Origin of the sequence: Streptomyces sp. PA03-1a, from assembly GCF_033792805.1 — a bacterium.
In the GTDB taxonomy this organism is placed as follows: Bacteria; Actinomycetota; Actinomycetes; order Streptomycetales; family Streptomycetaceae; genus Actinacidiphila.
Genome location: NZ_JARAVO010000038.1, coordinates 1 through 22,228 on the forward strand (window position 1 = coordinate 1; position 22,228 = coordinate 22,228).

Below are 22,228 nucleotides of genomic sequence, written 5' to 3' on the forward strand. Positions count from 1 at the left end.
GTGATGAGCAGGGAGGGGTCGCTCATGAGCCGTCCGAGGCGGGTCAGTTCGTCGAAGGTGCGGGTCCAGGCGCCGCCGAAGGAAAGGGTGTGGTGTGCCAGCTGCGGCCACGTCCGGCGGGTTCCGGCGTGCAGCACGAACGCGGAGGGCGACCAGCGCAGCCGTACCGGCCGCCGGGGGACGCGACCGAGGAGCCGGTACGCCACCGGCAGGTCGGGGGTGAGGACCACGGCGTCACAGGCGAACCGTTCACCCTCGGCGGTGCGTACGGCCGTGACCCTGCCGCCCGTGCTGCGCTCCAGGACGGCCACCTCGCTGTGGTAGCGGAGGTCGGCCCCCGCGCCGGCGGCCTCGGCGGCGAGCGCACGGGCCACGGCGTGCATGCCGCCTCGTGGGAAGTACACACCGGCGACCGTGTCCATATAGGCGATCACGGCGTACGCGGCAAGCGCCCGGGCGGGTGGCACTCCGGCGTACAGGGCCTGGAACGAGAAGACGCGCTGCAAACGCTCGTCCTTGACGAAGCGCGCGATGCGCGGCTGGAGCCGGCCGAATCCGCCGAGCGCCGCCAGCCGGGCGAGGTCGGGGGTGAGCAGCGACAGGGGCGAGTCGAAGTTGACGTCGATGAAGCCGCGCATCTGCACCCGGTACAGCTCGCTCAGCCAGCGCCGCAGCCGCCGGTACCCCAGTGCCTCCCGCCCGCCTGCGAACCGGGCGACCTCGGCCTCCATCACGGCAGGGTCGGAATGCACGTCGAGGGCGGAGCCGTCGGCGAACTGCGCGCGGTAGGCGGGGTGCAGCGGCTGTAGCTCCACCCGCGAGGCCAGGGTGCCGCCGGTGGCCGCGAACGCTTCCTCGAGGAGATCGGGCATGGTCAGTACCGTCGGCCCGGTGTCGATGCGGTAACCCCCGAGCTCGAGCAGACCGGCGCGGCCCCCGGGTCCACCGGCCCGCTCGAGAACGGTCACCCGGCGACCCGCGCCCAGCAGGTGCAGTGCAGTGGCCAGCCCGGACAGCCCTGCGCCGACGACGACCACGTGATCGGTGGGGCCCTGAACGGACCTCATCAGCAGTCCTCCTGCGACTCGGGGGCGGGTGGAACCGGCGGCGTCATACGACGGCGACCGCACCTATACGGCGGGCCAGCCGGGCCAGGGAACGGACGCCCTGCGGTTCGAGGAGCCCGGTTGTGAGGAGACCGGCGGCCTCGTCGGCCAAGGCGGCGATCCGGGTCTCCACCGCCTGCACCGCACCCAGGTCCCGCAACAGCCCGCGGAGGCCGTCGAGCGCCGTCTCGTCCGCATCGGGGTTGCCGAGCGTCGCGCGGATGCGGGCTTCGGCTGCGGGCGAGCCGGACCGCCGGGCCAGTTGCAGCGCCACGGCCGTCAGGTACGTGAGCTTTCCCGAGCGGATGTCGTCGCCTGACGGTTTGCCCGTTTCTGCCGGGTCCCCGTAGACGCCCAGCAAGTCGTCACGGAGCTGGAAGGCCAGGCCGATCCGGCGGCCGAACTCGTGCAGGACCTCGGTCGTGCGGTCGTCCGCACCGGCGGCGACCGCGCCCACTGCCAGCGGGCGGGCGACGCTGTAGAGGGCGGACTTCAGTTCGGCGGTACGCAGGGCCGCCCTGGGGTCGTCCGAGCGTTCCGCCTGCAGGCGCAGGTCGAGGTGCTGGCCCGCCACCATCTCGGAGCGCATGGCCTGCCACAGCCCTTCGACCTGACGGCGCACCACGTCGCCCAGCGGCACGGTCCTGAGGAGGTCTTCCGCCCACACCAAGGCCAGGTCGCCGGCCAGCACCGCTTGCGCGAATCCATAGGCCGCCGCGTCCCCGGACCAGCCCGCCCGCAGGTGCGCCTCGGTGAACTGCGCGTGCACCGCCGGCCCGCCCCGGCGTGTGTCCGAGCGGTCCATCACGTCGTCGTGGATCAGCGCGCAGGCCTGCAACAGCTCCAGCGCCGCCCCCAGCCGTACCGGGGTCACGACCTCGTCCCGGGCGACCGGCCCACCCGCCGCGAGCCAGCCCCACCACAGGCAGCGTGCGCGCAGCCGGGCGCCACCACGCGACACGAACTCCGTGAGGGTGCCGGCCAAGGTGGCGTCCGCGGGCAGGACACCCGATCCGGTGAGGCGCCGTTCCGCCATGTAGGCGGACAGTTCAGCCTCGACCGCTTCCACCACCTCGGTGTCCGCTCCCGTCTCCGAGCTTCCCACGGCGGCCTCTCGGTCGATGCCCCGGGCGGCCGCGTCCCGCGCGGAGGCGGCTCCCTCTGACGACCGCTCCCCACCTCCGCGGCCTCGGAGCCTCGCGGGGTGATCACGGTCGTTCCCGACTCTGGCACCGGCTCGGCCACCGCGCATCTGCAGCCGTCCGTCCGAACCCGCCAGGGGAGGCGATCAGCCCTCGGCGCCGGTCGGGGCGGGTGGCGTCCCGTCGACCGCGAGGGCCTGTACAGGGCGGTCAGGCGATGGCAGAAGGTGATCAGCCGGAGGAGACGCTGCCGGCCACACCGACGGCCCTGAGCCTCGTATGCCCCGGCCTTCTCCGGTACGACGCGGAACAGGGACGCGTACGGCCGCACGCCCGTCATGCGGGAGTGCGGCCGCTGCCCCGCGTCTCGTCGACCGATCGCCCGGGGGAACCGTGGGGTTCGTGAGGCGGATCAGTTCTCCAGGGCCGCCTGCTTGGCCACCGGGGCCGGCGCGGCCTCGGCGTCGCCCGACGCGGCGCGGGCGGCCGGGATGGCCATGGCGACGAGCGCGGCGACCAGCGCGATGCCGCAGCCGATCACCAGGCCGGTACGGAAGCCGTTCTCGGAGGTGAAGGTGTAGCCGCCCACGGTCGTGGTCATCTGGGAGAGGACGACACCGATCACGGCGGCGCCCACCGAGGTGCCCAGCGAACGCATCAGGGCGTTGAAGCCGTTGGCGGCGGCGGTCTCCGACAACGGGACCGAACCCATGATCAGGGCGGGCATCGATCCGTACGCGAGTCCCACGCCGCTGTTGACGACCATGACCGCCAGCATCAGACCCCAGGCGGAGCCCGTCAGCACCAGCGACAGGCCGTACCCGGCGGCGAGGACCAGGGCGCCGCACATCAGGGTGAACTTGGGGCCGCGGGCATTGGTCAGCTTGCCGCCCAGGGGAGAGACGATCATCATCATGATGCCGCCCGGCAGGAGCCACAGGCCCGCCGCGAGCATGGACTGGCCGAGGCCGTAGCCGGTCGCCTTGGGGAACTGCAGCAACTGCGGGACGACCAGCATCCCGGCGTACATGCCGAAGCCCACGAAGACCGAGGCCAGGTTGGTGATCAGCACCCGGGGCCGGGCCGTGGTCCGCAGGTCGACCAGCGGGTCGCGGGTGCGCAGTTCCCACCAGCCCCAGCCGGCCAGCACGACGACGGCGGCACCGAACAGGCCGAGCGTGGTCGCCGAACCCCAGCCCCAGTCGGCTCCCTTGGAGACGGCGAGCAGCAGGCAGACCAGTCCGACGCCCAGTCCGAGCGCGCCGGGCACGTCGAAGCGCTGGCCCTTGGCGCCGGCGGGAACCTCGGGGATGAAGAACCAGATCAGCACCGCGACGACGGCGGCCAGGCCCGCGGAGCCCCAGAAGAGCACGCGCCAGTCGGCGTACTGGGCGATCGCTGCGGCGATCGGCAGGCCCAGACCGCCGCCGATGCCCATGGAGGCGCTGACCAGGGCGATGGAGGAGCTGAGCTTCTCCGCGGGCACCACGTCACGGAGCAGGGCGATGCCGAGCGGCACCATGCCCATGCCCATGCCCTGCAGACCCCGCCCGACGATCATCGGCGTGACGGAGGACGACAGGGCGCACACCACCGAGCCCGCCACGAGCGGCACCGAGCAGACCACCAGCATGCGCCGCTTGCCCACCAGGTCGCCGAGGCGCCCGAAGACGGGCACGCACACGGCCGCCACCAGAAGGGTGGCGGTGATCACCCAGGCGGCGTTCGAGGACGAGGTGTGCAGGATCTGCGGCAGCTCCGTCAGCAGCGGGGTGACGAGCGTCTGCATGATCGCGGCGGTGATGCCGGCGAGGGCCAGCGTGGCGACCACGCCCCCTGCACGGGCTGTGGGTTGTGGGGCGTTCATGACGGCACTCCTCGCCTGACGGTCCTGCGTTCGGGATCGATGTGCATCGTACATAGGAAGTGCATCACGCACATGATGTGGCTGGTGCACGCGCTGTGCGAGGATGACAGCGGGCGCCGCACACGCACACCGGCGGCCCGGCGGCCCGGCGGACGGCAGGAGGCGGAAGAGCTATGGGCAGGTCCACCCACGAGGTCGAGTACGAGCAGATGCTCCTCAGCCGCCACGAACTGCTGCGCCACAGGTCCGGCGCCCTGGACCGCAGCGCGTACATCCTCCTCAGCCGCATCCGGGTCCAGGGGCCCATGTCGATCGGCGAGCTGAGCGAGGCCTTCGCGCTCGACGCCTCGACCCTCAACCGGCAGACCGCCGCGGCCATGCGCGCCGGGCTCGTGGAACGCATCCCCGACCCGGAGGGCGGCATGGCGCGCAAGTTCCGCATCACGCCCCAGGGCGCCCGCATGCTGGACGAGGAGCGCGACGCCATCATCGGCGGCCTGGACAAGGTCATGGCCGACTGGCCGGACCAGGACATCGCCGCCTTCGCCTCCTACCTCAGGCGCTTCAACACCGACATCGAACGCCTCGCCGGACGGCCCTGGCCCCGCCCCTGAACCGCCGGGCGCCCGGCCCGCGGGCCGCCAACCCACCTCGTCGGCAGGATATTTGACGGGGCAAGCACTCCTCGATTTACTTGACGTAGCAATCACTTCTGCGACCGGTCCGGCTCGCCCGCGCCGTCACGCGCGGAAGTACCCGTCATTCCTTGGAGGTTGTGCAATGGGACGTCTACTGGGCCGCGCCGCGCTCGTCACCGGTTCGACGAGCGGCATCGGACGTGCGGTCGCGGAAGCCCTGGCACTTGAGGGTGCCACCGTCGTGGTCACCGGGCGCAGCGCGGAGCGCGGTGCCGGGGTCGTCGAGGGGATCACGGCACAGGGGGGCCGGGCGCACTTCGTCCAGGCCGATCTGGCGGCGGGCGGTGCGGAGGTCCGGCGGCTGGCGCAGGAGGCGTCGGCGGTCGCGGGCGGGCCGATCGACATCCTGGTGAACAACGCCGCCTACCTGGTCCCGCCGCAGTCGATGACGGAGGCGACCGAGGAGCAGATCGACGAGGCGCTGGCGGTCAACGTCAAGGTCCCGTTCCTGCTCGCGGCCGCGCTGGTGCCCGCCATGGTGGAGCGCGGCGCCGGATCGGTGATCAACGTGGGGTCGATCAACGGTGTCGTCGGCATGGACTTCGCGGCGCTCTACGGGGCCACCAAGGCCGGTCTGCACTCGCTGACGAAGTCCTGGGCGGTCGAGCTGGCCTCCAAGGGGGTGCGGGTCAACACCGTCGCTCCCGGCCCGACCGTCACCGAGGCCAACGAGGTCTACCGCACCCTGCTGGAGAAGCTCGCCCAGAACTACCCCGCCAAGCGGCCGGGCACCGCCAAGGAGGTCGCCGCCGCGGTGGTCTTCCTCGCCGGCGAGGACGCCGCGCACATCCACGGCGCCACGCTCCCGATCGACGGCGGCGCCCTCGCCCTCTGAGGCGGACACCCAGGCCCCGCCTCCGGCCCGTTCTCCGGCCCCACCTGCGGTTTCGCGCGTGGGGCCGCGTCGTCGCCACAACCTGACGAGCTCTGACTTTCATTATTAAATCCAGATGCTAGCCTGGAACCGCGGACCCCGAAGGGCCGCGTGCTCGAGCCGTGTCCGGTGCCCTGCCGAGAGGGCGTGTCGCAAAGGAAAGCCGTATGGACATCAAGGGATCCGTCGCCCTCGTGACGGGAGCCAACCGAGGGATCGGGCGCGCGTTCGCCCGGGCGCTCCTGGAGCAGGGCGCGGCCAAGGTCTACGCCGGCGTCCGCGACCCGAAGAGCGTGACCGATCCGGACCTCGTCCCGCTGCGGCTGGACGTGACGGACGAGGCGCAGACAGCCGCGGCCGCCGAGGCGGCGGGCGACGTCTCCATCCTGGTCAACAACGCCGGTATCGGAGGCGCGACCACCGGGCTGCTGTCGGGCGGCCTCGACGGCGCACGGCAGGCGATGGAGGTCAACTACTTCGGCACCTGGGCGGTGTCCCGGGCCTTCGCCCCGGTGCTGGCCCGCAACGGCGGCGGGGCGCTGGTGAACATGCTGTCACTGGCCTCCTGGGCCGGGCAGCCGCAGTTCCCCGGCTACGCCGCGTCCAAGGCCGCGCAGTGGTCGCTGACGGACGCCCTGCGCAAGGGCCTGCACGACCAGGGCACCCTGGTCGTCGGTGTGCACTGCGGATTCGTGGACACCGACCTGAGCGCATGGACGGACGCGCCGAAGATCAGCGCCGCCAGCGTTGCGGAACTGACCATGGAGGCCCTGGCCCACGACCGGTTCGAGGTCCTCGCCGACGAGCAGACGCGAAGCGTCAAGGCCGCCCTGTCCCAGCCCCCGACGGTGGGGCCCGCAGCCTGATCCGGCCGGCCCCGGTCCCGCCGCGCGGCAGGACCGGGGCCGCATCGGCCAAGCTGACACCTCCTCACCTGGCCGGTTCCGGCGACGAGATGACGCACGCGAACGGCTTGTCAGGGATTCCCTGACGCTCTAGCTTGTCAGGGAATCCCTGACAACCAAGGAGTGAGCCGTGCCCCCCTCTGGCATCCAGGACGCATTCACCCGGTGCTCCTTCTGCGGCAAGCCGGACCGCGAGGTCGAGAAGCTGGTCGCGGGCGCCGGCGTGCAGATCTGCAACGAATGCGTGGCGCTGTCCGCATCGATCATCGACGGAAGCCTGGGCACCCCGCCGGGAGCTCCCCTGCCGCTCTGGGCATCGCTGACCGACGCGGAGATGCTGGGCCACATCCCGCGCGTCGCCGCGCACATCGACCGGGCCGAGGCCGATCTGCGCTCATGGGTGCAGGAACTGCGGCGCCGCGGTGTCACCTGGACCCGGATCGGCGAAGCCCTCGGGATCGCCCGGCAGTCCGCGTGGGAACGGTTCTCCGGCGAGGAGTGACCGGCGCCGCCCCCTCCTGCCCGACCACGCGACGACCGGCGCGTTCGGAATAGAACGCTCCGGATGAACGTAATAAGGATGTAAAAGTCGCTGGTCAAGAGCACGCCGTCCGCAGGGGTGGGGTGCAGGTCGCCTGGGAGGCAGGAGTGGGCATACGGCGGACGACCCTTCCGGGCATCGGCACGCAGTACGACGTGACCACGCGCACCGGGCGGAACCTGTCGGTGGTGGTCCACCAGGACGGCCGGAGGTTCCTCGGCTTCTACGAGGCCGACGATCCCGACGCGTGCGGGATGTCGGTCCCACTGGAAGCCGACGAGGCCGCCGGGCTGGCACGGTTGCTGGACCCGACACCGCTGGAGGCGGTGCGGACGGAGGGCATCGGGCTGGTCACCGAACAGATCCCGGTGGACTCCAGGTCGCCGTACGCGGGGCGCCCGTTGGGTGACACCCGCGCCCGGACGCTGACCGGGGCCTCCGTCGTGGCCGTGATGCGCCGGACCACCGCGCACCCCTCCCCCGGGCCGGACTTCCGGCTGGCGATCGGGGACACGCTCGTGGTGGTCGGCACGCGTGAGGGCGTGGACGCACTGGCCGCGATCGTGGCGGGGCGGTGACGATGCACGACACCACCGCGCTGCTCATCGAGTTCGGCGCCGTCATCCTCGGGCTGGGCCTCATCGGGCGCTTCGCCGGCCGGATGGGGCTGTCGCCCGTGCCGCTCTACCTGCTGGCCGGACTGGCCTTCGGGCACGGCGGCATCGTGCCGCTGTCGGCGAGCGAGGACTTCATCTCCGTGGGGGCCGAGATCGGCGTGGTCCTGCTGCTCCTGCTGCTCGGCCTGGAGTACAGCGCGTCGGAACTGGTCACCAATCTGCGCGCGCAGTACCCGTCGGGGGTCGTGGACTTCGTCCTCAACGCGGTACCCGGCGCGGTGGCGGCGCTGTTGCTGGGATGGGGGCCGGTGGCCGCCGTCGCGCTGGCCGGGGTCACCTGGATCTCCTCGTCCGGTGTCATCGCGAAGGTGCTCACCGACCTCGGCCGGCTCGGCAACCGCGAGACGCCCGTGGTGCTCGGCGTCCTCGTCATCGAGGACCTGGCCATGGCGGTCTACCTGCCGCTGCTGACCACCCTGCTGGCGGGCCTGGGCCTGGCTGCCGGAGGCGTGACGCTGGCGATCGCCCTCGGCACCGTGGGCACGGTGCTGTACCTGGCGCTGCGCCACGGCCGACTGCTCAGCAAGGCGGTCTCCTCCGACAACCCCGAGATGCTCCTGCTGGTCGTGCTCGGCCTGGCGCTGGTGGTGGCGGGCATCACCCAGAAACTGCAGGTGTCGGCGGCCGTCGGGGCGTTCCTGGTGGGCATCGCCCTGTCCGGTGAGGTCGCGGCGGGAGCGGGACGTCTGCTGACGCCGTTGCGCGATCTGTTCGCCGCCGTCTTCTTCGTGTTCTTCGGGCTGTCCACCGATCCGGCGGCGATCCCGCCCGTGCTGCTCCCGGCGCTGGCCCTGGCGCTGGTCACCACGGGAACCAAGATCGTCACCGGTTGGTACGCCGCCCGGCGGGCGGGCATCCACGCGCGGGGCAGGCTGCGGGCGGGTGGCGCGCTCGTCGCACGCGGGGAGTTCTCCATCGTCATCGCGGGCCTCGCCGTCGCCACGCAGCCCCGTATCGGCCCCCTGGCCACCGCGTACGTCCTGATCCTGGTCGTCGTCGGGCCCCTGGCGGCCCGCTACACCGAACCCGCGGTCACCACGCTCGGCCGGCGGCTGCGGCGTGACGCCTTCGCGCAGCCGCTGCCGGGGGCCGTCGAGGCGTTCGAGGTGACGCCCCCCGAGGACTCCCCCGCCCGGCGGTGACGGCGGTCATCTCCGTCGGAGATGACAGATATCGTGATGCATCTTCCTCACCGGGGAAGCAATCCTCCGGTGCGGGCGCTGCAGCATTCGTCCGAGCGGCGCGAGGGGTTGCTCGGTCGCCACTCCACCCGCCCGAACCGCACCACCGGTTCCCGACACGAGGAGGTCCTCGTGTCCGCTCCCCGCACGACCAGGTCCGTGCGTCGTCCGGCGCCCGCCGGGGCCGCCCACGGCGTTCCGGGATGGCTGGTCGGGCTGCTGGCCGTCGCCTCCGGGTTGACCGTCGCCAACCTCTACTACGCCCAGCCGCTCCTGGCGTCGCTGAGCACGATCTTCCACCTCGGTCCGGCAGCGGCCGGCACTTTGATCACGGTGACGCAGGTCGGCTACGTGGTCGGCATGGTCTTCCTGGTCCCGCTCGGAGACCGGCTGGAGAAGCGCCGGCTGGTCACCGCGCTGCTGACCGTCACCACGGTCTCCTTGGTGGTGGCGGGTTTCGCCACGAGCTTCCCGATGCTGCTCGTCGCGTCCCTGGTCAGCGGTGCCACCTCCGTCGTCGCGCAGATCCTGGTGCCGTTCGCGGCGGGCCTCGCGCCCGACCGCGCCCGCGGCCGCATCGTCGGGCGGGTGATGAGCGGACTGCTCGCCGGGATCCTGTTGTCCCGCACCGTCAGCAGCCTGGTCTCCGACCTCGCGGGCTGGCGCTACGTCTACCTCGGCTCCGCGGTCCTGATGGCGCTCCTGGCCCTGGCGCTGCGCGCCGCCCTGCCACAGCACGCCCCGACGACCTCCCTGTCGTACGGGCGGGTCCTGCGTTCGACGGTGCAGTTGGTGCGGACACATCCTGCGTTGCGACGCCGGGGGCTGTACCAGGCGGCCATGTTCGGCGCGTTCAGCGTCTTCTGGACTCCCGTCTCCTTCCTCCTCACCGGCCCGTTCCACTACTCGCCGATCGGTGTCGCGGTCTTCGCGCTCGTGGGCGCGGCGGGTGCCGCGGTGGCACCGCTGGCGGGCCGCTGGGCGGACCGCGGCCTCGTCCGCCCGGTCACGGGGACCGCCCTCGGCGTCGCCGCCGTGGCCTTCGCCGTCGCGGGCTTCGGGCAGCACAGCATCATCCTGATCGCCTTCGCCGCGGTCCTCATCGACATGGCCGTGCAGACCTCGCTCATCCTCGGGCAGCACACGATCTACCAGCTCGACGCCGCCGCGCGGTCGCGGCTGAACAGCGCCTTCATCGCGATCTTCTTCGTGGGAGGCGCGCTCGGTTCGCAACTCGGGGCACTGGCCTACCACGCGGACGGCTGGAGGGCGGTCAGCGTCCTCGGGGCCGCTCTGCCCCTGATCGGCCTCGGCTACTGGGCGACGGAGCGTCGCGCCGCCCGCAAGAGCGCGGAGGCCGCGACCGCGCAGGCCCCCTCCCGGTAACGGGTCCGGCAGACTCCACGAGATGACCAATCGTCAGGCGGGGCCTACGGGTCCTTGGTTCGCAGTCACGAAGCGGCGGAGTTCCCTGCGTGTCCGTGCCATGCCGGCCGACCCTGGTGATGAGTTGTCGCGCCCGCACCCGTCACATCTACGACGGGACACGACGAGACCGAAGGTTGACGTGATGAGTGCGGACACGCGGTTGGAGGAGCTGGGCGGGAGCGGTCTCGGCGAGGTCGACGGGCCGGCGTACTCGGGGCTGGCGGAGCGGCACCGGCGGGAGCTGCACGTGCACTGCTACCGGATGCTCGGCTCGTTCGAGGACGCCGAGGACACCGTGCAGGAGACGCTCCTCCGTGCCTGGCGGCGGCGGGAGACCTTCGAGGGGCGGTCGACGTTCCGCGCCTGGCTGTACCGGATCGCCACCAACGCCTGCCTGGACCTGCTCGCCAAGCGCCGCCCGGAGCCCGCGACCGGCGGCGAGGTGCTGTGGTTGCAGCCCTACCCGGACCGGCTGCTCGACGAGTTGCCCGCGGCCGACGCCGACGAGCCGGAGAGCGTCGCCGTCGCGCGGGAGACGATCGAGCTGGCGTACCTCGTCGCCGTCCAGCACCTCGCGCCGCGCCCGCGCGCCGTACTCATCCTGCGCGACGTGCTCGGCTGGCCGGCGAAGGACGTCGCGGAACTCCTCGGCGACTCCGTCAACTCCGTCAACAGCGCGCTGCAACGGGCCCGCGCCGGCATGCGGGAGCACCTGCCCGCCGAGCGGCAGGACTGGAGCGGCGGCGCTGAGGACTCCGGGACGCGCGAGCTGGTACGTCGCTTCACCGACGCCAGCGTGGCCACGGACGTCGACCGGCTCGCCGGCATGCTGCGTGACGACGTCCGCTGCTCGATGCCGCCGACGCCGGGCCTGTCCCTGGGCCGCGACGCGGTGGTGACCGGCTGGGTCGCGGACGGCTTCGAAGGCATGCAGGGTCTGCGCGGCGTCCCCACGTCGGTGAACCGGCAACCCGCCGTCGCCTTCTACCTCTGGAACGAGCGCGAGGGCGCCTACCTGCCGTTGACGCTCGACGTCCTGCGCGTCACCGGCGGGGTGATCACCGAGATCGTCGTCTTCCACGCCGACCGGTTCCCGCGGCTCGGGCTTCCGGAGCGCCTGCCGGCGGACGGCACGGAGTAGCCCCGGTGCGGACGCTCGCGCTGCGCGGTGGCGCTCGTGTCACGGTGGTCGCCGCGCAATGGTGCGACGCCTTCGGCGTCGTCACCCGCGGGCGGGTGCGGCTGGAGCTGCGCGACGGCGAGCCCGGCCTCGGACGCGACGCCGGGTTCTGGCTTCGCGGCACCGGCGTCCGCTCCCTGCGCGACCCCGGCCGTCGCACGGCGAGGGTGCGCAGCGTCACCCCCAAGGCCAGGACCGTCACATGCCGGTCACCACACCCCGTACGCCCGTTACCGGATGACGGAGGAACGACATGAACACCATGAAGGGCACCGGGGTCGTCGCAGGCCCGGCATCGGGCCGGACCAGCCACACCCACCGACTCCGCAGGCTCGCCGGCACCGGCTTCATCGCCACGCTCGCAGCGATGGTGGCCACCACCCTCGCCGCTGCGCTTGCCCAGGCCGCCGGCGTCGGCTTCGAGGTCCCCGATGGTGGCGAGACGATCCCGTTGCCCGGGTTCGCCGTGGTGACCGGCCTCTTCTCGGTCGTGGGCGTCGTCATTGCCGTCGCTCTTCTTCGCTGGAGCGCTCACCCCGCCAGGCGATTCGTGTGGACGGCGGTGTCGCTGACCGCGATCTCGCTGGTCCCGCCCCTCCTGTCCGGGGCGGACACGGCCACCACCACCGCCCTCATCGGGCTGCACCTCGTCCCTGCGACGGTGATGATCCCCACCCTGGCGCGGAGCCTCCGTATCCGGACCGATTGACGATTCCGCAACCGAGCGACGCGCTGCGCCAGGGCGTGCGCGAGCGCACCAAGGTGGGTCGAACAGGTTCACGGCGCACCCCGGCGATCACCCCCACGTGGCCTGCTCTCCGCGTACGATCACTCGATGGCCGACATGACCGAAACCACGCCCGGCTGGCTGTCTCCGGACGACCTGGAGCTGACCCGCGCACGCATGCCGATCCTGTACGTCGACGCCGTGCCCGTGCGGGTCGACGACAGCGGGGAGGTGACACACATCGGTCTGCTCCTGCGCATCGGACCGGACGGGAACGTCAGCCGCGCCCTCGTCTCCGGGCGGGTGCTCCACCACGAGCGTGTCCGCGAGGCGCTCATCCGCCACCTGGAGAAGGACCTCGGGCCCATGGCCCTGCCCCGCATCCCGGTCTCGCCGCAGCCCTTCACCATCGCCGAGTACTTCCCGACACAGGGTGTGACGCCCTTCCACGACCCCCGGCAGCACGCGGTGTCCCTGGCCTACGTCGTCCCCGTGGCGGGCGACTGCCACCCCCGGCAGGACGCCCTCGACCTGGTGTGGTTCACCCCGCAGGAGGCGTCCTCGCCGCAGTTGCAGCAGGAGATGCAGGGCGGGCAGGGCGTCCTGCTCCGGCAGGCCCTCGCCCACGTCGGCTGCCTCACCTGAGCTCTGTGGCGGCCCGGGCGGTCCACTGCCCGCGCCGCCACACGCACGAGGGACCACCGCGCGGGTACGGGCACGCTCCAGCGGGTACGGGCACGCTCAAGGGGGGCCGGCACCGGTTGCCGGCACACACCGATCCGCGCGGGCCCCGGCCGCCGCCCGGCCACAGGAGCCCCGTCCGGGAGGCACCCTGATGAAGCTGTCGTTCCTGCAACCGCTGTTCGACCGGCCGGGCCCGTGGGCGAGCGCCTACCTGGACACCTCCCGGGACGTCGCGGATCCCGACCGCGTCATCGCACGGCGCTGGCGGCACCTGCGTGACGACCTCACCGCCCACGGCGCCGACCCGGCCACCGTCCACGCCCTGCACGCCGCTGTGGGCATGGACGACAACCTGCCCGGTCGGCACGGCCAGGCCCTGTTCGCCACCCGTGGGGAACTCGTCCTCGCCGCGGAGCTGCCCGAACCGCCCGTGCACGACACCGCCGACCTCGACGACCTGCCCGACGCCCTGCCCCTGGTGGTGCAGCGCGCCCCGGACCTTCCCTACCTGGCCGTGTTCGTCGGCCGCACCGAGGACGGCGGCGGCATCCAGGTCGCCGCCCAGACCGAGCGCTGGCCGGCTGGACGTATCGACACGGATCCGGCCGTCCGGCAGACCGTCCCGGCGGAGGACTGGCAGCGCACCGCCCCCCGTCTCGCCGGGGACCTGACCGACCTCGCCGACCGCGGCGCCGCCGAGGTGCTCGTGCTGGGCCGGGATCTCGGTGATCCCCGGACCGCCGGTGTCCTGGTCGACCACATGCCGGAACGCCTGGGGAACGCCCTCGTCACGGTCGGCACCGGCAACCCCGGCGGCGCTCCCGACCGGGCCCTGCTGGAGGAGCACCTCGCCCGCGAGCTCGGCGGCCGCCTCAACGCCGCCGACCAGGCCCGCCTCGAGGCGTATCTGATGCAGCGCGCCCAGGACCGCACCGCCTGCGAGGGCACCGGAGCCGTCGTCGCGGCGCTGGGGCGCGCGGACGCCGAGGCCGTCCTGGTCAACGATCCCCCGCCGCTCCCCGGGCACCTGCCGGCAGGGCCCGGCGAACCCGCCGGAGCGGCCCTGCTGCGTGCCGCGGCGTGCACCGGTGCCGAGCTGGTGGTCGTGCCCCGCGGCACCCTCGCCCTGGACGACGGGGTCGGTGTCCTGCTGCGCCGCCGCGACCCCGGCGCGTAGCCCCCGGCCTGCGGAATCGCCGGTGACCCGCCCGTGTTGTACCTGGAGGTACAACGAGAGGGATGGGATGGATACCGTCGACGCAGGGCAGCGGCCGGGCCGGCAGTCCCTGCCGGCCCAAACAGAAAGCTGGGCGCTCACCTACCGGCCCGAAGCCCCCGCAGAAGCCCGCAAACTCACCAAGGAAGCCCTGCACCGCTGGCAGGTGCCGGCAGCCACTGCCGACGAGATCCTGCTGGTCGTCTCGGAACTCGTCACCAACGCCTTCGAATACGCCCGGCCGCCCGTCGTGCTCCACCTGGACCGCGACCGCAGCACCGGGCAGGTCCGCGTGGAGGTCACCGACGGCGGACCGGCCGCCTCCGTCGGGGAATGGGCCGCCAGCTGCGGCGCCTGCGAACACGGCCGGGGCCTGACCATCGTGGACCAGGTGGCCTCGGCGCACGGCGACCGCTGGGAGACCGGCCGCTCCACCCACTGGGCCGAACTCGCTCCCGCCGCCGCCTGACCCCCGGCGGCATCGTACGGCGCGGGGTCCGCACCGGATCCCGCGCCCGCGTACGCGGGCGGCGACCGCCACCGGAGGCGGGCGCTCAGCCCTGCGCGGTGGGGCGTACGACGAGTTCGTTGACGTCGACGTCCGCGGGCCGGTCGACGGCGAAGGCGATGGCGTCGGCGATGGCGGACGCCGGGATCGCCAACCGCTCGGCGGCCGCGTGGGCGGCGGCCCGGGCCTCCTCGGATCCGCCGCGGTCGGTCAGCTCGCTCCGGGTGAAGCCGGGGCTGACGACCGTGACGCGGACGTCCCGGCTCTCCTGGCGCAGCCCCTCGGAGAGCGCGGCGACGGCGAACTTGGTGGCGCGGTAGACCGCCGCCGTCGGGTCCACCCGGTGGCCGGACACGGACGAGAGCGGGTCTTCACCGAGCTGACGACCCAGGCCGACGCCGATGAGGACCTGAATTGGGCGGTCTCGGTGGACTGCACCATCGTGCGCACGCATCAGCACGCGGCCGGGGCCCGTGGAAAAGGGCTCCGGCCGGCGAGCCCCACGATGCCACCGGCCGCTCCCGCAGAGGACTGAGCACCAAGGTCTGCCGCGCCGCAGACGGGAACTGCCGGCTCCAGGATCAAGAAATAGGCAGTGCGATGCTGTCGATCGCGGCGTCGGCGATTCGGTTCCTGGTCTTCACGTCGACCCCTGCCTTGGCGAGCGCTTCGAGCCCGCGATGCGTGGTGAGGATCAGTCCGCCGAGCGCCTCGGCGTCGGCGGCCGGATCCAGGTGCCCGGCGCGCTGCGCCTGCTCGACAAGCCGGCGGCAGCTGTCGAGCAGCACTTCGAACGCCGCGAGTGACCTGGTCGCGATGGCCTCGTTCTCCGACGCCAGTTCGGCCGTGGCCTTGGCCAGCAGACAGCCGGGCTGACCGGTGTGGTCGTCCGGCGCCGTGAGCCATTTGCGGAGGCGGTCGAGGGCCTGGTCCTCCGGGCCTTCGAGCAGGGCGGCGGCGCCCTCGTCGGAGTTTGCGCAGTACTCCTCGAATATTCGCTGGAACAGGGCCTCCTTGTCGCCGAACGCGCCGTAGAGGCTTCCCTTGCTGAGCCCTGTCGCGCGGGAGAGATCGTCGACCGAGGTTCCGTGGTAGCCGGTTTCGTTGAACTGCCGATGCACAGCGGCCAGGACGTCTTGCTCGCTGAATTTCCGTGGTCGCCCCATGCCTCCATGGTAGGCCGTTCTGAACCATCGGTCCAGATCTTCTGGACGTTCGGTCCAGAACCTGTATATTGGACCGTATGTTCAGAACTGGCACTTCACCCGACACCACCGAGTTCGCAGGAAAGCGCGCGATCGTCACGGGAGGCAGTCGCGGAATCGGCGCGGCCATCGTGCAGCGGCTGCTCGACGGCGGCGCGACCGTCGTCACCACGGCGCGTAACGCCTCCGACGAGACGCCGAAGGCCGCCACCTTCATTCAGGGCGACATCGGCACGCTCGCGGGTGTGCGGGCATTCACTGCGGCAGCGCTCGACGTACTCGGCGGCGTCGACATCGTGGTCAACAACGCGGCGGCGGCACGCGCCCACATCGGGGGCGTCTCATCCATCCCCGATGAGGAATGGATCGACGCACTCGACCTCAACTACCTGTCCGCCGTGAGGGTCAACAACGCGCTGCTGCCGGCGCTGCGCGAGGCCGGGTCGGGCAGCGTGATCGTCAACATCTCATCGGGAGCGGCCCTCACGCCGGCGCCGCCATTGGCTCACTACGGTGCAGCCAAGGCCGCCCTTAACACCTACAGCAAAGCGCTCGCTTCCGAGCTCGCGCCTGCCGGAATCCGCGTCACCACGATCATCCCCGGCAACGTGCTCACCCCGGGCGCCGACGCGATCCGCCAGAACTTCGCCGACGCGATGGACGTCCCGCTTGCCGCCACCACAGCGGGCATCCCTCTGGGTCGTCCCGGAGACCCGCGCGACATCGCCGAGGCCGTCGCCTACCTCGCATCGGACCGGGCTCAGTGGGTCACCGGAGTGAGCCTGACAGTCGACGGCGGTGAACTCCCCCTCATCTAGCTCCCGGTCCGGTCAGCCTCTTGTACGGTCCACAACGACCCCGGCGGCGCGAAAGCTGTCCCACGCCGCCGGGCGTCAGGTCGAGCAGTTGACCGGCAACGCGCCCGACGTCAGGTTCTCCTTCGCCGCCAACACCCCGGTATCGCTGAGCATCGGCAGGGAGTCCGTCACGTCGAAACCGTCCTCGGGCCTCCCCTACGTCCCCGCCGCGACCTGTCGCCCCGCGTCAGGCGCCCGGGACCAGCTCGCGCAGGATCGCCTGTCCGGCCGCGCGGTGCTGGGCGGCGGCGGACGGATCCGTGGCGTCGAGCACCGCGGCGATCCCCTCGTGGGCCAGCGCCTCCTCGTACCGGTACCCCACCCGCGGGGCGAGGTCGAGCGCCTGCCGGTGCAGCCGCAGGGCCTCCTCCGGCAGACCGGCCAACCGGCAGGTCTCGGCGTAGCCGTTGAGGAAGTGGATCTTCCACTGCTCCTCGAAGAGCTCGTCGAGCAGCGCGAAGGCCTCGCGATGGCTGGCCAGCGCCTCCTCGTAGCGGCCCATCCGTCGCAGGGCGACACCCAGGCAGTTCAGGCACCAGGCCTCGTTGTGCCGGTGCCCGTCCTCACGGGCCAGCGCGAGGGCGTGGTGCAGATGGCCGCAGGCGCGTCCGGGTTCCTCGCGCGCGATGGCCACCCCGAGGGTGATGAGCGCGGTGAGCGCCGGCGGCCACGCGGGGTCGGCGTGCGGGATCTCCAGCGCCTCGCGGGCCAGTCGCGCCGCTTCCTCGCCATGCCCCAGCTGCAGCATGGCCCAGGCCTCGTAGGCGGTGGCGTGGGCCGTGCCCATCGGGCAGTCGGCGTCCGCGTACAGCTTCCCCGCCAGCCGGAACAACTCCAGCGGCTCCTCGACGTACCCCTGGTCCCACCTCAGGTAGCCGCGCCGCATCGCCAGTTCGGCCTCGGCCCGGACGTCCCCCGCCTCCCCCACCAGGGCGGTGGCCGCCTCATACGCGGCACCGGCCTCCGCCATCCGGCCCGCGTTGTGGCGTGCGAAGCCCAGATCGCTGTGCGCCTCCCCGAGTTGCCGCGGGTCGCCCAGCCGCCGGGCGGCGGCCAGCGAGCCCTCGAAGAGGGAGTTGAGCTGTGTGGTGCCGCAGCGCCGGGCAAAGTACGACCTCATGAAGCGCGGCAGTTCGCACACATGGGCGTCGGCACCGGCGGCGAGGGCCGCCTCGAAGGCGGCCAGCAGATTGGTGTACTCGGCGCCGAACCAGGCGAGGGCGGCGTACTTGTCGGTGAACCGCGGCAGCTCCGCAGGGGCCGGGCCCGCACAGGCCTCCCGGCTGCGGGAGAGGAAGGGCATGGTGGCGTCGGCGGCGGCCGCCGCGTGCACGTAGTAGTCGAGCACCCGGCCCCGTGCCCGCTCCCGATCGGCCGCCGGGTCCTGCTCGGTCGTGGCCCGCAGTGAGTGCCGGTGCACCAGGTCGTGCAGCCGGTAGCGGCCGGGGGCGGGCTGCTGGACCAGGTGGGCGTCGAGCAGGTCCTCGAGCATCACCCGGGTGTCGCGCAGCGGCACGTCCGCGAGGGCGGCCGCGACGTACTCGTCGAAGGTCGAGCCCGGCAGCAGGCTCAGCAGGCGGAACAGGCGGCGCTGGGCACGGTCCAACTGGTTCACCGACATGGCGAACGCGGTGTCGAACTCGCTCGGGCCCTCCGCCATCCGCTCGACGAGGATGCCCACCGTCCAGCCCGGCCGGTGCCTGAGCCGGGCCGCGGCCAGCCGCAGGGCCAGCGGCAGGTTGCCGCACAGCCGCAGCACCTCGGCCGCCGCTTGCGGTTCGCGGGCCAGCCGCCCGTCGGACCCGCCGGGCTCGCCGCTGGCGCGGGCGAGCAGTTCGGTGCTCTCCTGCGGGGTCAGCACGTCCAGCGAGACCGGTGGCACCTCCTCCAGGCCCAGCAGCCGGTTGCGGCTGGTGACCAGGGCGACGGAGGGGCCCGCGCCGGGCAGCAGCGGACGGACCTGGGCGGCGTCCGCGGCGTTGTCCAGGACCACGACGGCGCGCCGGTGCGCCAGTTCCGAGCGCCAGCAGGCGGCCAGTTGCTCGACGCCTTCCTGCGGGATCCTCTCGGAGGGCACGTCGAGCGCCGCGAGGAGCGCCCGCAGCGCGGGGTCGGGGTCGAGCGGCCGCCGGCCCTCGGTGAACCCGTGCAGGTCCAGGTAGAGCTGGGCGTCGGGGTAGTCGGCGGCCAGGCGGTGTGCGGCGTGCACCGCCAGGCAGGTCTTGCCGACACCCGCCATGCCGTCGACGGCGACCACCCTGCTGCTGCCGACCGCAGCGAGCACGGCGGCGAGTTCGTCCGTGCGTCCGGTGAAGTCGGGGGCGTCACGCGGCAGATCGTTGCGGGGCGGCCGCGGGGCCGACGCGAGCGGCGTCGGGGGGTGGACCTGGCGGCTGGTCCTCGGGGGCGCGGGCAGCGGGTTGGAGGCCCGTTCCCACAGGGGCCGCAGCGGGCGCGGGTCGCGTGCGACGAGGCGGCAGAGCGCCACGACGGCGGGCCAGGGCGGCACGGTCCGGCCGGTGAGGTAGCGCGACAGTGACGACGAGCTCAGGCCCGTGTCCCGCGCCAGGGCCCGTACGCCCCGTCCGGACAGCTCCTGGAGCATGAGGAGCCGGGCGGCCAGCTCCTCCGGTGGGTCGGCCTCCGCCGTCCGTTGCTGCGCAACCACCCGTCCCCCGCCTTCCTGTCCCGCCCCCGAAGAACGCCTCCGGGCCGCATCGCCGCTGTACAAGGCCGTTCCGGCTGTCCCACGGTGTCCCACCGCCGTCGTCATGGCAAGTCCGAAGGGCTGTCATGGAGTCACGCCCCGGGGAGCGGGGAACCGAAGCGGAAGAGGGAGAACCATGATGCAGTCCCGTATGCAGAACCCGGCCGCCGTCCTGCCCGGCGCGATGCAGCCCATCCAGGAGCTGATCAAGGCCGTGCACTCCGGTGGGGTGGACGGGCAGACGCTGGAGCTGGTGCATCTGCGGGTCAGTCAGATCAACGGCTGCAGCGCCTGCGTCGACGGCGGCGCGAAGACGGCCCGCAAGGCCGGGGTGAGCGACGAGCGCCTGGCGACGGTCGCCGCATGGCGGGAAGCCCCGTACTTCAGCGAGGAGGAGCGGGCGGCGCTGGCGCTGGCCGAGGCCGCCACACGGCTGGCCGACCGGCCCGAGGCCGTCGGTGACGAGGTGTGGGACGCGGCCGCCACCTACTTCGACGAGAAGCAGCTCGCCGCGATCGTCCTGATGATCGGCGTGACCAACCTGTTCAACCGGCTCAACGCCACGACCCGGCAGATCGCCGGCGCCTGGGGATGAGGCGCGCGCCGTCCGGTCCCGGGCCGCGTCCACGACGCGCCGCCCGGGACCTGCGTGCCCGGCCGCCTGGGCCGTGCCGTCCACGGCGGCAGGGGCCTGAGCCGGGTCCCTCGGGCGGCCGGACCCTGTCACAGCGGCGGGGGCTGTCCGGTCAGGAGGGAGATGGCTCAACTTCTTCCCGCGTCCCACCCGGGCACGACCGATGATTGAACCCTCCCCCTACTGAAGCAGGGGGATTCCTGGCTCAGGAAGCCCCGCAGGTCAGCGACCCGCAAGGTCTTACTCCCTCAACACCAGCCGGGACGGAACCGCCCGGTTGTGTACGGCAAAGCTGAGGTGGCTCGTGCTTGGTTCTCGCAACGCACCGTCGCGCTGGCCTGGTTCTCGCTCAGCACGACACACACACCACCCGCCGGTCTTTCGCCCTGGGGGCGAAACCCTCCTTCCTGCCCTGCTCCGCAGGTGTCCGATTCCTCCCCGGCCTGAAGGCCGGGGCATCCTCGGAGGAACCTGGTGAGGAGGTGCGCCATGCTGCAGATCACCAGGGCCGTGTCGGCGATCGGGGGCACGCGTGGACACGACCAGGAGTACGCCCTCACGCCACGGTGCCCGCACGCGACCGCGTGTCGCGCCACCTCGGCGGACAAGTGGCTGGTGGGGTTCAGGGTCCGCACCCGTGGTCCCGCGGCCACCTGGCTCTACTACGTGGTGGACCATGCGGACGACGCGATCGCCGCGAAGGAGGCGGCCATCACCATGGCCGGTGACGAGATCGACGTCCCGTGCCTGCACGGGCTCGACGGCGTCGGGAGGACGGAGATCCGGCTCATCCACGACGACGGGATCGGACCGCGGCGGCTGCTGCGCTGCCCTTGACCGGGCTCCCGTGGCGGCGGTGTCCTCCGGTGCCGGGAACGCGGCTGCCGCCGGTGCCCCGGACCAGGTCCGGGGCACCGGCGGCAGTGGTCGTGCGCGACCGCTTCGTGAACTACTTCGTGAGCGGGGAGAGCTTCGAGTCGTTGGCGTAGGCCTCGGCCGCGTTCTCCTTCGTCACGATGACCGGCGGGAGCAGGTACGACGGGACGACCTTGCTGCCGTTGTTGTACGACTTGGTGTCGTTGATCGTCGGCTTGCCGCCCGTCTGCAGGGCCTGGACCATCTTGATGGTCTCGGCGACGAGCTTGCGGGTGTCCTTGTTGATGGTGGAGTACTGCTCACCCGCCATGATCGACTTCACCGACTCGACCTCGGAGTCCTGGCCGGTGACGACCGGGACCGGCTTGCCGGCGCCCTTCACCGAGGTGATGATCGCCCGGGCGAGGGTGTCGTTCGGGGAGAGCACGCCGTCGAGCGTCTTCTTGCCGTTGTAGGTGGAGTTCAGCAGCGAGTCCATGCGGCTCTGGGCGTTCTCCGCCTTCCAGCCCTGCGTCGCGGTCTGCTTGATGTCGGTCTGACCGGAACCGACAACGATGTCGCCCTTGTCGATGGCGGGCTTCAGCACCTCCATCGCGCCGTCGAAGAACACCTTCGAGTTGTTGTCGTCCGGCGAACCGGAGAACAGCTCGATCGTGTAGGGGCCCTTCGCCTTCTTCGCCTTCATGCCGTCCAGCAGCGCCTGGCCCTGCAGCTGGCCGACCTTGAAGTTGTCGAACGCGATGTAGTAGTCGACGTCCGGGGTGTTGGTGATGAGGCGGTCGTAGGCGATGATCGTCGCACCGGCCTGCTTGGCCTGCGCCACCTGGGTGGACAGCTGCGAGGCGTCGGTCGCACCGATGACGATGACCTTCGCGCCCTTGGTGACCATGGAGGAGATCTGAGCCTGCTGGTCCGCAACGGTGGTCGAGGCGCCCGCGTACTGCACGTCCGCCTTGAAGCCGGCGTCCTTCAGGCCGTTGGTGAACAGGTCACCGGCGAGAACCCAGTTCTCCGAGGTCTTCGCGGGCAGCGCGACCCCGACCAGGGCGTCCTTCGCGAAGCCGCCCTTGGCGTCGCTGGTGTCCTTGCCGGTGGAGCCCTCGCGTTCGTTGGAGCACGCCGTGCCCAGGGCGAGCAGCGCGGCGGCGCCGATCACGGCGACGGCTCTGGTGATGGTTCTGCGCATGTGGGTTGTGCCCTTTCCTGGTGATGCGG

22 protein-coding genes and 1 pseudogene are annotated in these 22,228 nt (G+C 72.2%); 16 read left to right on the plus strand and 7 right to left on the minus strand.

Annotated elements, in window-relative coordinates; translation table 11 throughout:
• The 3 genes from crtI to PV341_RS11170 all read right to left on the minus strand — a co-directional run.
• Nucleotides 1–1,067, minus strand: a 1,067-nt coding sequence (gene crtI, locus PV341_RS11160) for a phytoene desaturase family protein (protein WP_500357546.1), incomplete at its 3' end; no start/stop codon positions are given.
• A gap of 43 nt (nucleotides 1,068–1,110) precedes the next feature.
• Nucleotides 1,111–2,211: a polyprenyl synthetase family protein gene (locus tag PV341_RS11165; RefSeq protein WP_500327516.1), complete on the minus strand. Its 1,101-nt coding sequence runs from the start codon at nucleotides 2,209–2,211 to the stop codon at nucleotides 1,111–1,113.
• A gap of 449 nt (nucleotides 2,212–2,660) precedes the next feature.
• Nucleotides 2,661–4,115, minus strand: a complete 1,455-nt coding sequence (locus tag PV341_RS11170; protein WP_500327518.1) for an MFS transporter — start codon at nucleotides 4,113–4,115, stop codon at nucleotides 2,661–2,663.
• 173 nt (nucleotides 4,116–4,288) lie between these two features.
• Between PV341_RS11170 and PV341_RS11175 the strand changes: the two genes are divergently transcribed.
• From PV341_RS11175 to PV341_RS11235, 13 genes are all read left to right on the plus strand, one after another.
• A complete protein-coding gene (locus PV341_RS11175) occupies nucleotides 4,289–4,729 on the plus strand; it encodes a MarR family winged helix-turn-helix transcriptional regulator (RefSeq protein ID WP_499509010.1) in 441 nt (146 codons plus the stop codon).
• A 166-nt stretch (nucleotides 4,730–4,895) separates the two neighbouring features.
• A complete protein-coding gene (locus tag PV341_RS11180) occupies nucleotides 4,896–5,648 on the plus strand; it encodes an SDR family NAD(P)-dependent oxidoreductase (protein WP_500357547.1) in 753 nt (250 codons plus the stop codon).
• A 206-nt stretch (nucleotides 5,649–5,854) separates the two neighbouring features.
• On the plus strand, nucleotides 5,855–6,553 hold the full coding sequence (locus PV341_RS11185; protein ID WP_500357549.1) for an SDR family oxidoreductase: 699 nt from the start codon (nucleotides 5,855–5,857) through the stop codon (nucleotides 6,551–6,553).
• Between the two features lie 169 nt (nucleotides 6,554–6,722).
• Entirely contained in the window at nucleotides 6,723–7,094 is a 372-nt protein-coding gene (locus PV341_RS11190) for a ClpX C4-type zinc finger protein (protein ID WP_500327522.1), read from the plus strand.
• A gap of 146 nt (nucleotides 7,095–7,240) precedes the next feature.
• Nucleotides 7,241–7,711, plus strand: a complete 471-nt coding sequence (locus PV341_RS11195) for a cation:proton antiporter regulatory subunit (protein ID WP_500357551.1) — start codon at nucleotides 7,241–7,243, stop codon at nucleotides 7,709–7,711.
• A gap of 2 nt (nucleotides 7,712–7,713) precedes the next feature.
• Entirely contained in the window at nucleotides 7,714–8,952 is a 1,239-nt protein-coding gene (locus PV341_RS11200) for a cation:proton antiporter (RefSeq protein WP_500357583.1), read from the plus strand.
• A gap of 171 nt (nucleotides 8,953–9,123) precedes the next feature.
• Complete coding sequence (locus PV341_RS11205) at nucleotides 9,124–10,377, plus strand: MFS transporter (protein WP_500327527.1); 1,254 nt, start codon at nucleotides 9,124–9,126, stop codon at nucleotides 10,375–10,377.
• A gap of 184 nt (nucleotides 10,378–10,561) precedes the next feature.
• A complete protein-coding gene (locus tag PV341_RS11210) occupies nucleotides 10,562–11,560 on the plus strand; it encodes an RNA polymerase subunit sigma-70 (RefSeq protein WP_500357553.1) in 999 nt (332 codons plus the stop codon).
• Between the two features lie 5 nt (nucleotides 11,561–11,565).
• Nucleotides 11,566–11,856 (plus strand): hypothetical protein, encoded by a 291-nt coding sequence (locus tag PV341_RS11215; RefSeq protein ID WP_500327530.1) that lies wholly within the window; start codon nucleotides 11,566–11,568, stop codon nucleotides 11,854–11,856.
• Nucleotides 11,853–12,308 carry a DUF6069 family protein gene (locus PV341_RS11220; RefSeq protein ID WP_500357555.1) on the plus strand — a complete coding sequence of 152 codons (456 nt, stop codon included), beginning with the start codon at nucleotides 11,853–11,855 and terminating at the stop codon, nucleotides 12,306–12,308. Before PV341_RS11215 ends, PV341_RS11220 begins: the two co-directional genes overlap by 4 nt.
• A gap of 126 nt (nucleotides 12,309–12,434) precedes the next feature.
• Nucleotides 12,435–12,971, plus strand: a complete 537-nt coding sequence (locus PV341_RS11225; RefSeq protein WP_499509019.1) for an NUDIX hydrolase family protein — start codon at nucleotides 12,435–12,437, stop codon at nucleotides 12,969–12,971.
• Between the two features lie 190 nt (nucleotides 12,972–13,161).
• Complete coding sequence (locus PV341_RS11230; RefSeq protein WP_500357557.1) at nucleotides 13,162–14,187, plus strand: baeRF2 domain-containing protein; 1,026 nt, start codon at nucleotides 13,162–13,164, stop codon at nucleotides 14,185–14,187.
• Between the two features lie 67 nt (nucleotides 14,188–14,254).
• A complete protein-coding gene (locus tag PV341_RS11235; protein ID WP_500357559.1) occupies nucleotides 14,255–14,695 on the plus strand; it encodes an ATP-binding protein in 441 nt (146 codons plus the stop codon).
• Nucleotides 14,696–14,780: 85 nt separating this feature from the next.
• On the opposite strand, the pseudogene PV341_RS11240 reads toward PV341_RS11235, so the two are convergent.
• A pseudogene (locus PV341_RS11240) lies at nucleotides 14,781–15,098 on the minus strand (SDR family oxidoreductase); the annotation flags it as partial.
• A gap of 217 nt (nucleotides 15,099–15,315) precedes the next feature.
• Nucleotides 15,316–15,900, minus strand: a complete 585-nt coding sequence (locus PV341_RS11245) for a TetR/AcrR family transcriptional regulator (RefSeq protein ID WP_500327537.1) — start codon at nucleotides 15,898–15,900, stop codon at nucleotides 15,316–15,318.
• Nucleotides 15,901–15,977: 77 nt separating this feature from the next.
• Between PV341_RS11245 and PV341_RS11250 the strand changes: the two genes are divergently transcribed.
• Nucleotides 15,978–16,757, plus strand: coding sequence for an SDR family oxidoreductase (locus PV341_RS11250; protein ID WP_500327539.1), 780 nt, complete (start codon nucleotides 15,978–15,980; stop codon nucleotides 16,755–16,757).
• A 226-nt stretch (nucleotides 16,758–16,983) separates the two neighbouring features.
• Here PV341_RS11250 and PV341_RS11255 read toward each other — a convergent pair whose 3' ends face one another.
• Nucleotides 16,984–19,464, minus strand: coding sequence for a helix-turn-helix domain-containing protein (locus tag PV341_RS11255; RefSeq protein ID WP_500357561.1), 2,481 nt, complete (start codon nucleotides 19,462–19,464; stop codon nucleotides 16,984–16,986).
• 178 nt (nucleotides 19,465–19,642) lie between these two features.
• Here PV341_RS11255 and PV341_RS11260 point away from each other — a divergent pair, with 178 nt between their 5' ends.
• Nucleotides 19,643–20,098 carry a carboxymuconolactone decarboxylase family protein gene (locus tag PV341_RS11260; protein WP_500327697.1) on the plus strand — a complete coding sequence of 152 codons (456 nt, stop codon included), beginning with the start codon at nucleotides 19,643–19,645 and terminating at the stop codon, nucleotides 20,096–20,098.
• A gap of 528 nt (nucleotides 20,099–20,626) precedes the next feature.
• On the plus strand, nucleotides 20,627–20,974 hold the full coding sequence (locus PV341_RS11265; protein ID WP_500327545.1) for a hypothetical protein: 348 nt from the start codon (nucleotides 20,627–20,629) through the stop codon (nucleotides 20,972–20,974).
• A gap of 112 nt (nucleotides 20,975–21,086) precedes the next feature.
• Here PV341_RS11265 and PV341_RS11270 read toward each other — a convergent pair whose 3' ends face one another.
• The gene (locus PV341_RS11270) at nucleotides 21,087–22,199 is read right to left on the minus strand and encodes a substrate-binding domain-containing protein (RefSeq protein ID WP_500357562.1); all 1,113 of its coding nucleotides are present in this window, start codon (nucleotides 22,197–22,199) and stop codon (nucleotides 21,087–21,089) included.
• Nucleotides 22,200–22,228: the final 29 nt, after the last annotated feature.

Bases quoted from the DNA above. Each gene is read 5' to 3' on its own strand.
- PV341_RS11170 (WP_500327518.1), bottom strand. From the start codon at position 4,115: ATGAACGCCCCACAACCCACAGCCCGTGCAGGGGGCGTGGTCGCCACG.
- PV341_RS11175 (WP_499509010.1), top strand. From the start codon at position 4,289: ATGGGCAGGTCCACCCACGAGGTCGAGTACGAGCAGATGCTCCTCAGC.
- PV341_RS11180 (WP_500357547.1), top strand. From the start codon at position 4,896: ATGGGACGTCTACTGGGCCGCGCCGCGCTCGTCACCGGTTCGACGAGC.
- PV341_RS11185 (WP_500357549.1), top strand. From the start codon at position 5,855: ATGGACATCAAGGGATCCGTCGCCCTCGTGACGGGAGCCAACCGAGGG.
- PV341_RS11200 (WP_500357583.1), top strand. From the start codon at position 7,714: ATGCACGACACCACCGCGCTGCTCATCGAGTTCGGCGCCGTCATCCTC.
- PV341_RS11210 (WP_500357553.1), top strand. From the start codon at position 10,562: ATGAGTGCGGACACGCGGTTGGAGGAGCTGGGCGGGAGCGGTCTCGGC.
- PV341_RS11220 (WP_500357555.1), top strand. From the start codon at position 11,853: ATGAACACCATGAAGGGCACCGGGGTCGTCGCAGGCCCGGCATCGGGC.
- PV341_RS11225 (WP_499509019.1), top strand. From the start codon at position 12,435: ATGGCCGACATGACCGAAACCACGCCCGGCTGGCTGTCTCCGGACGAC.
- PV341_RS11230 (WP_500357557.1), top strand. From the start codon at position 13,162: ATGAAGCTGTCGTTCCTGCAACCGCTGTTCGACCGGCCGGGCCCGTGG.
- PV341_RS11235 (WP_500357559.1), top strand. From the start codon at position 14,255: ATGGATACCGTCGACGCAGGGCAGCGGCCGGGCCGGCAGTCCCTGCCG.
- PV341_RS11245 (WP_500327537.1), bottom strand. From the start codon at position 15,900: ATGGGGCGACCACGGAAATTCAGCGAGCAAGACGTCCTGGCCGCTGTG.
- PV341_RS11250 (WP_500327539.1), top strand. From the start codon at position 15,978: ATGTTCAGAACTGGCACTTCACCCGACACCACCGAGTTCGCAGGAAAG.
- PV341_RS11260 (WP_500327697.1), top strand. From the start codon at position 19,643: ATGCAGTCCCGTATGCAGAACCCGGCCGCCGTCCTGCCCGGCGCGATG.
- PV341_RS11265 (WP_500327545.1), top strand. From the start codon at position 20,627: ATGCTGCAGATCACCAGGGCCGTGTCGGCGATCGGGGGCACGCGTGGA.
- PV341_RS11270 (WP_500357562.1), bottom strand. From the start codon at position 22,199: ATGCGCAGAACCATCACCAGAGCCGTCGCCGTGATCGGCGCCGCCGCG.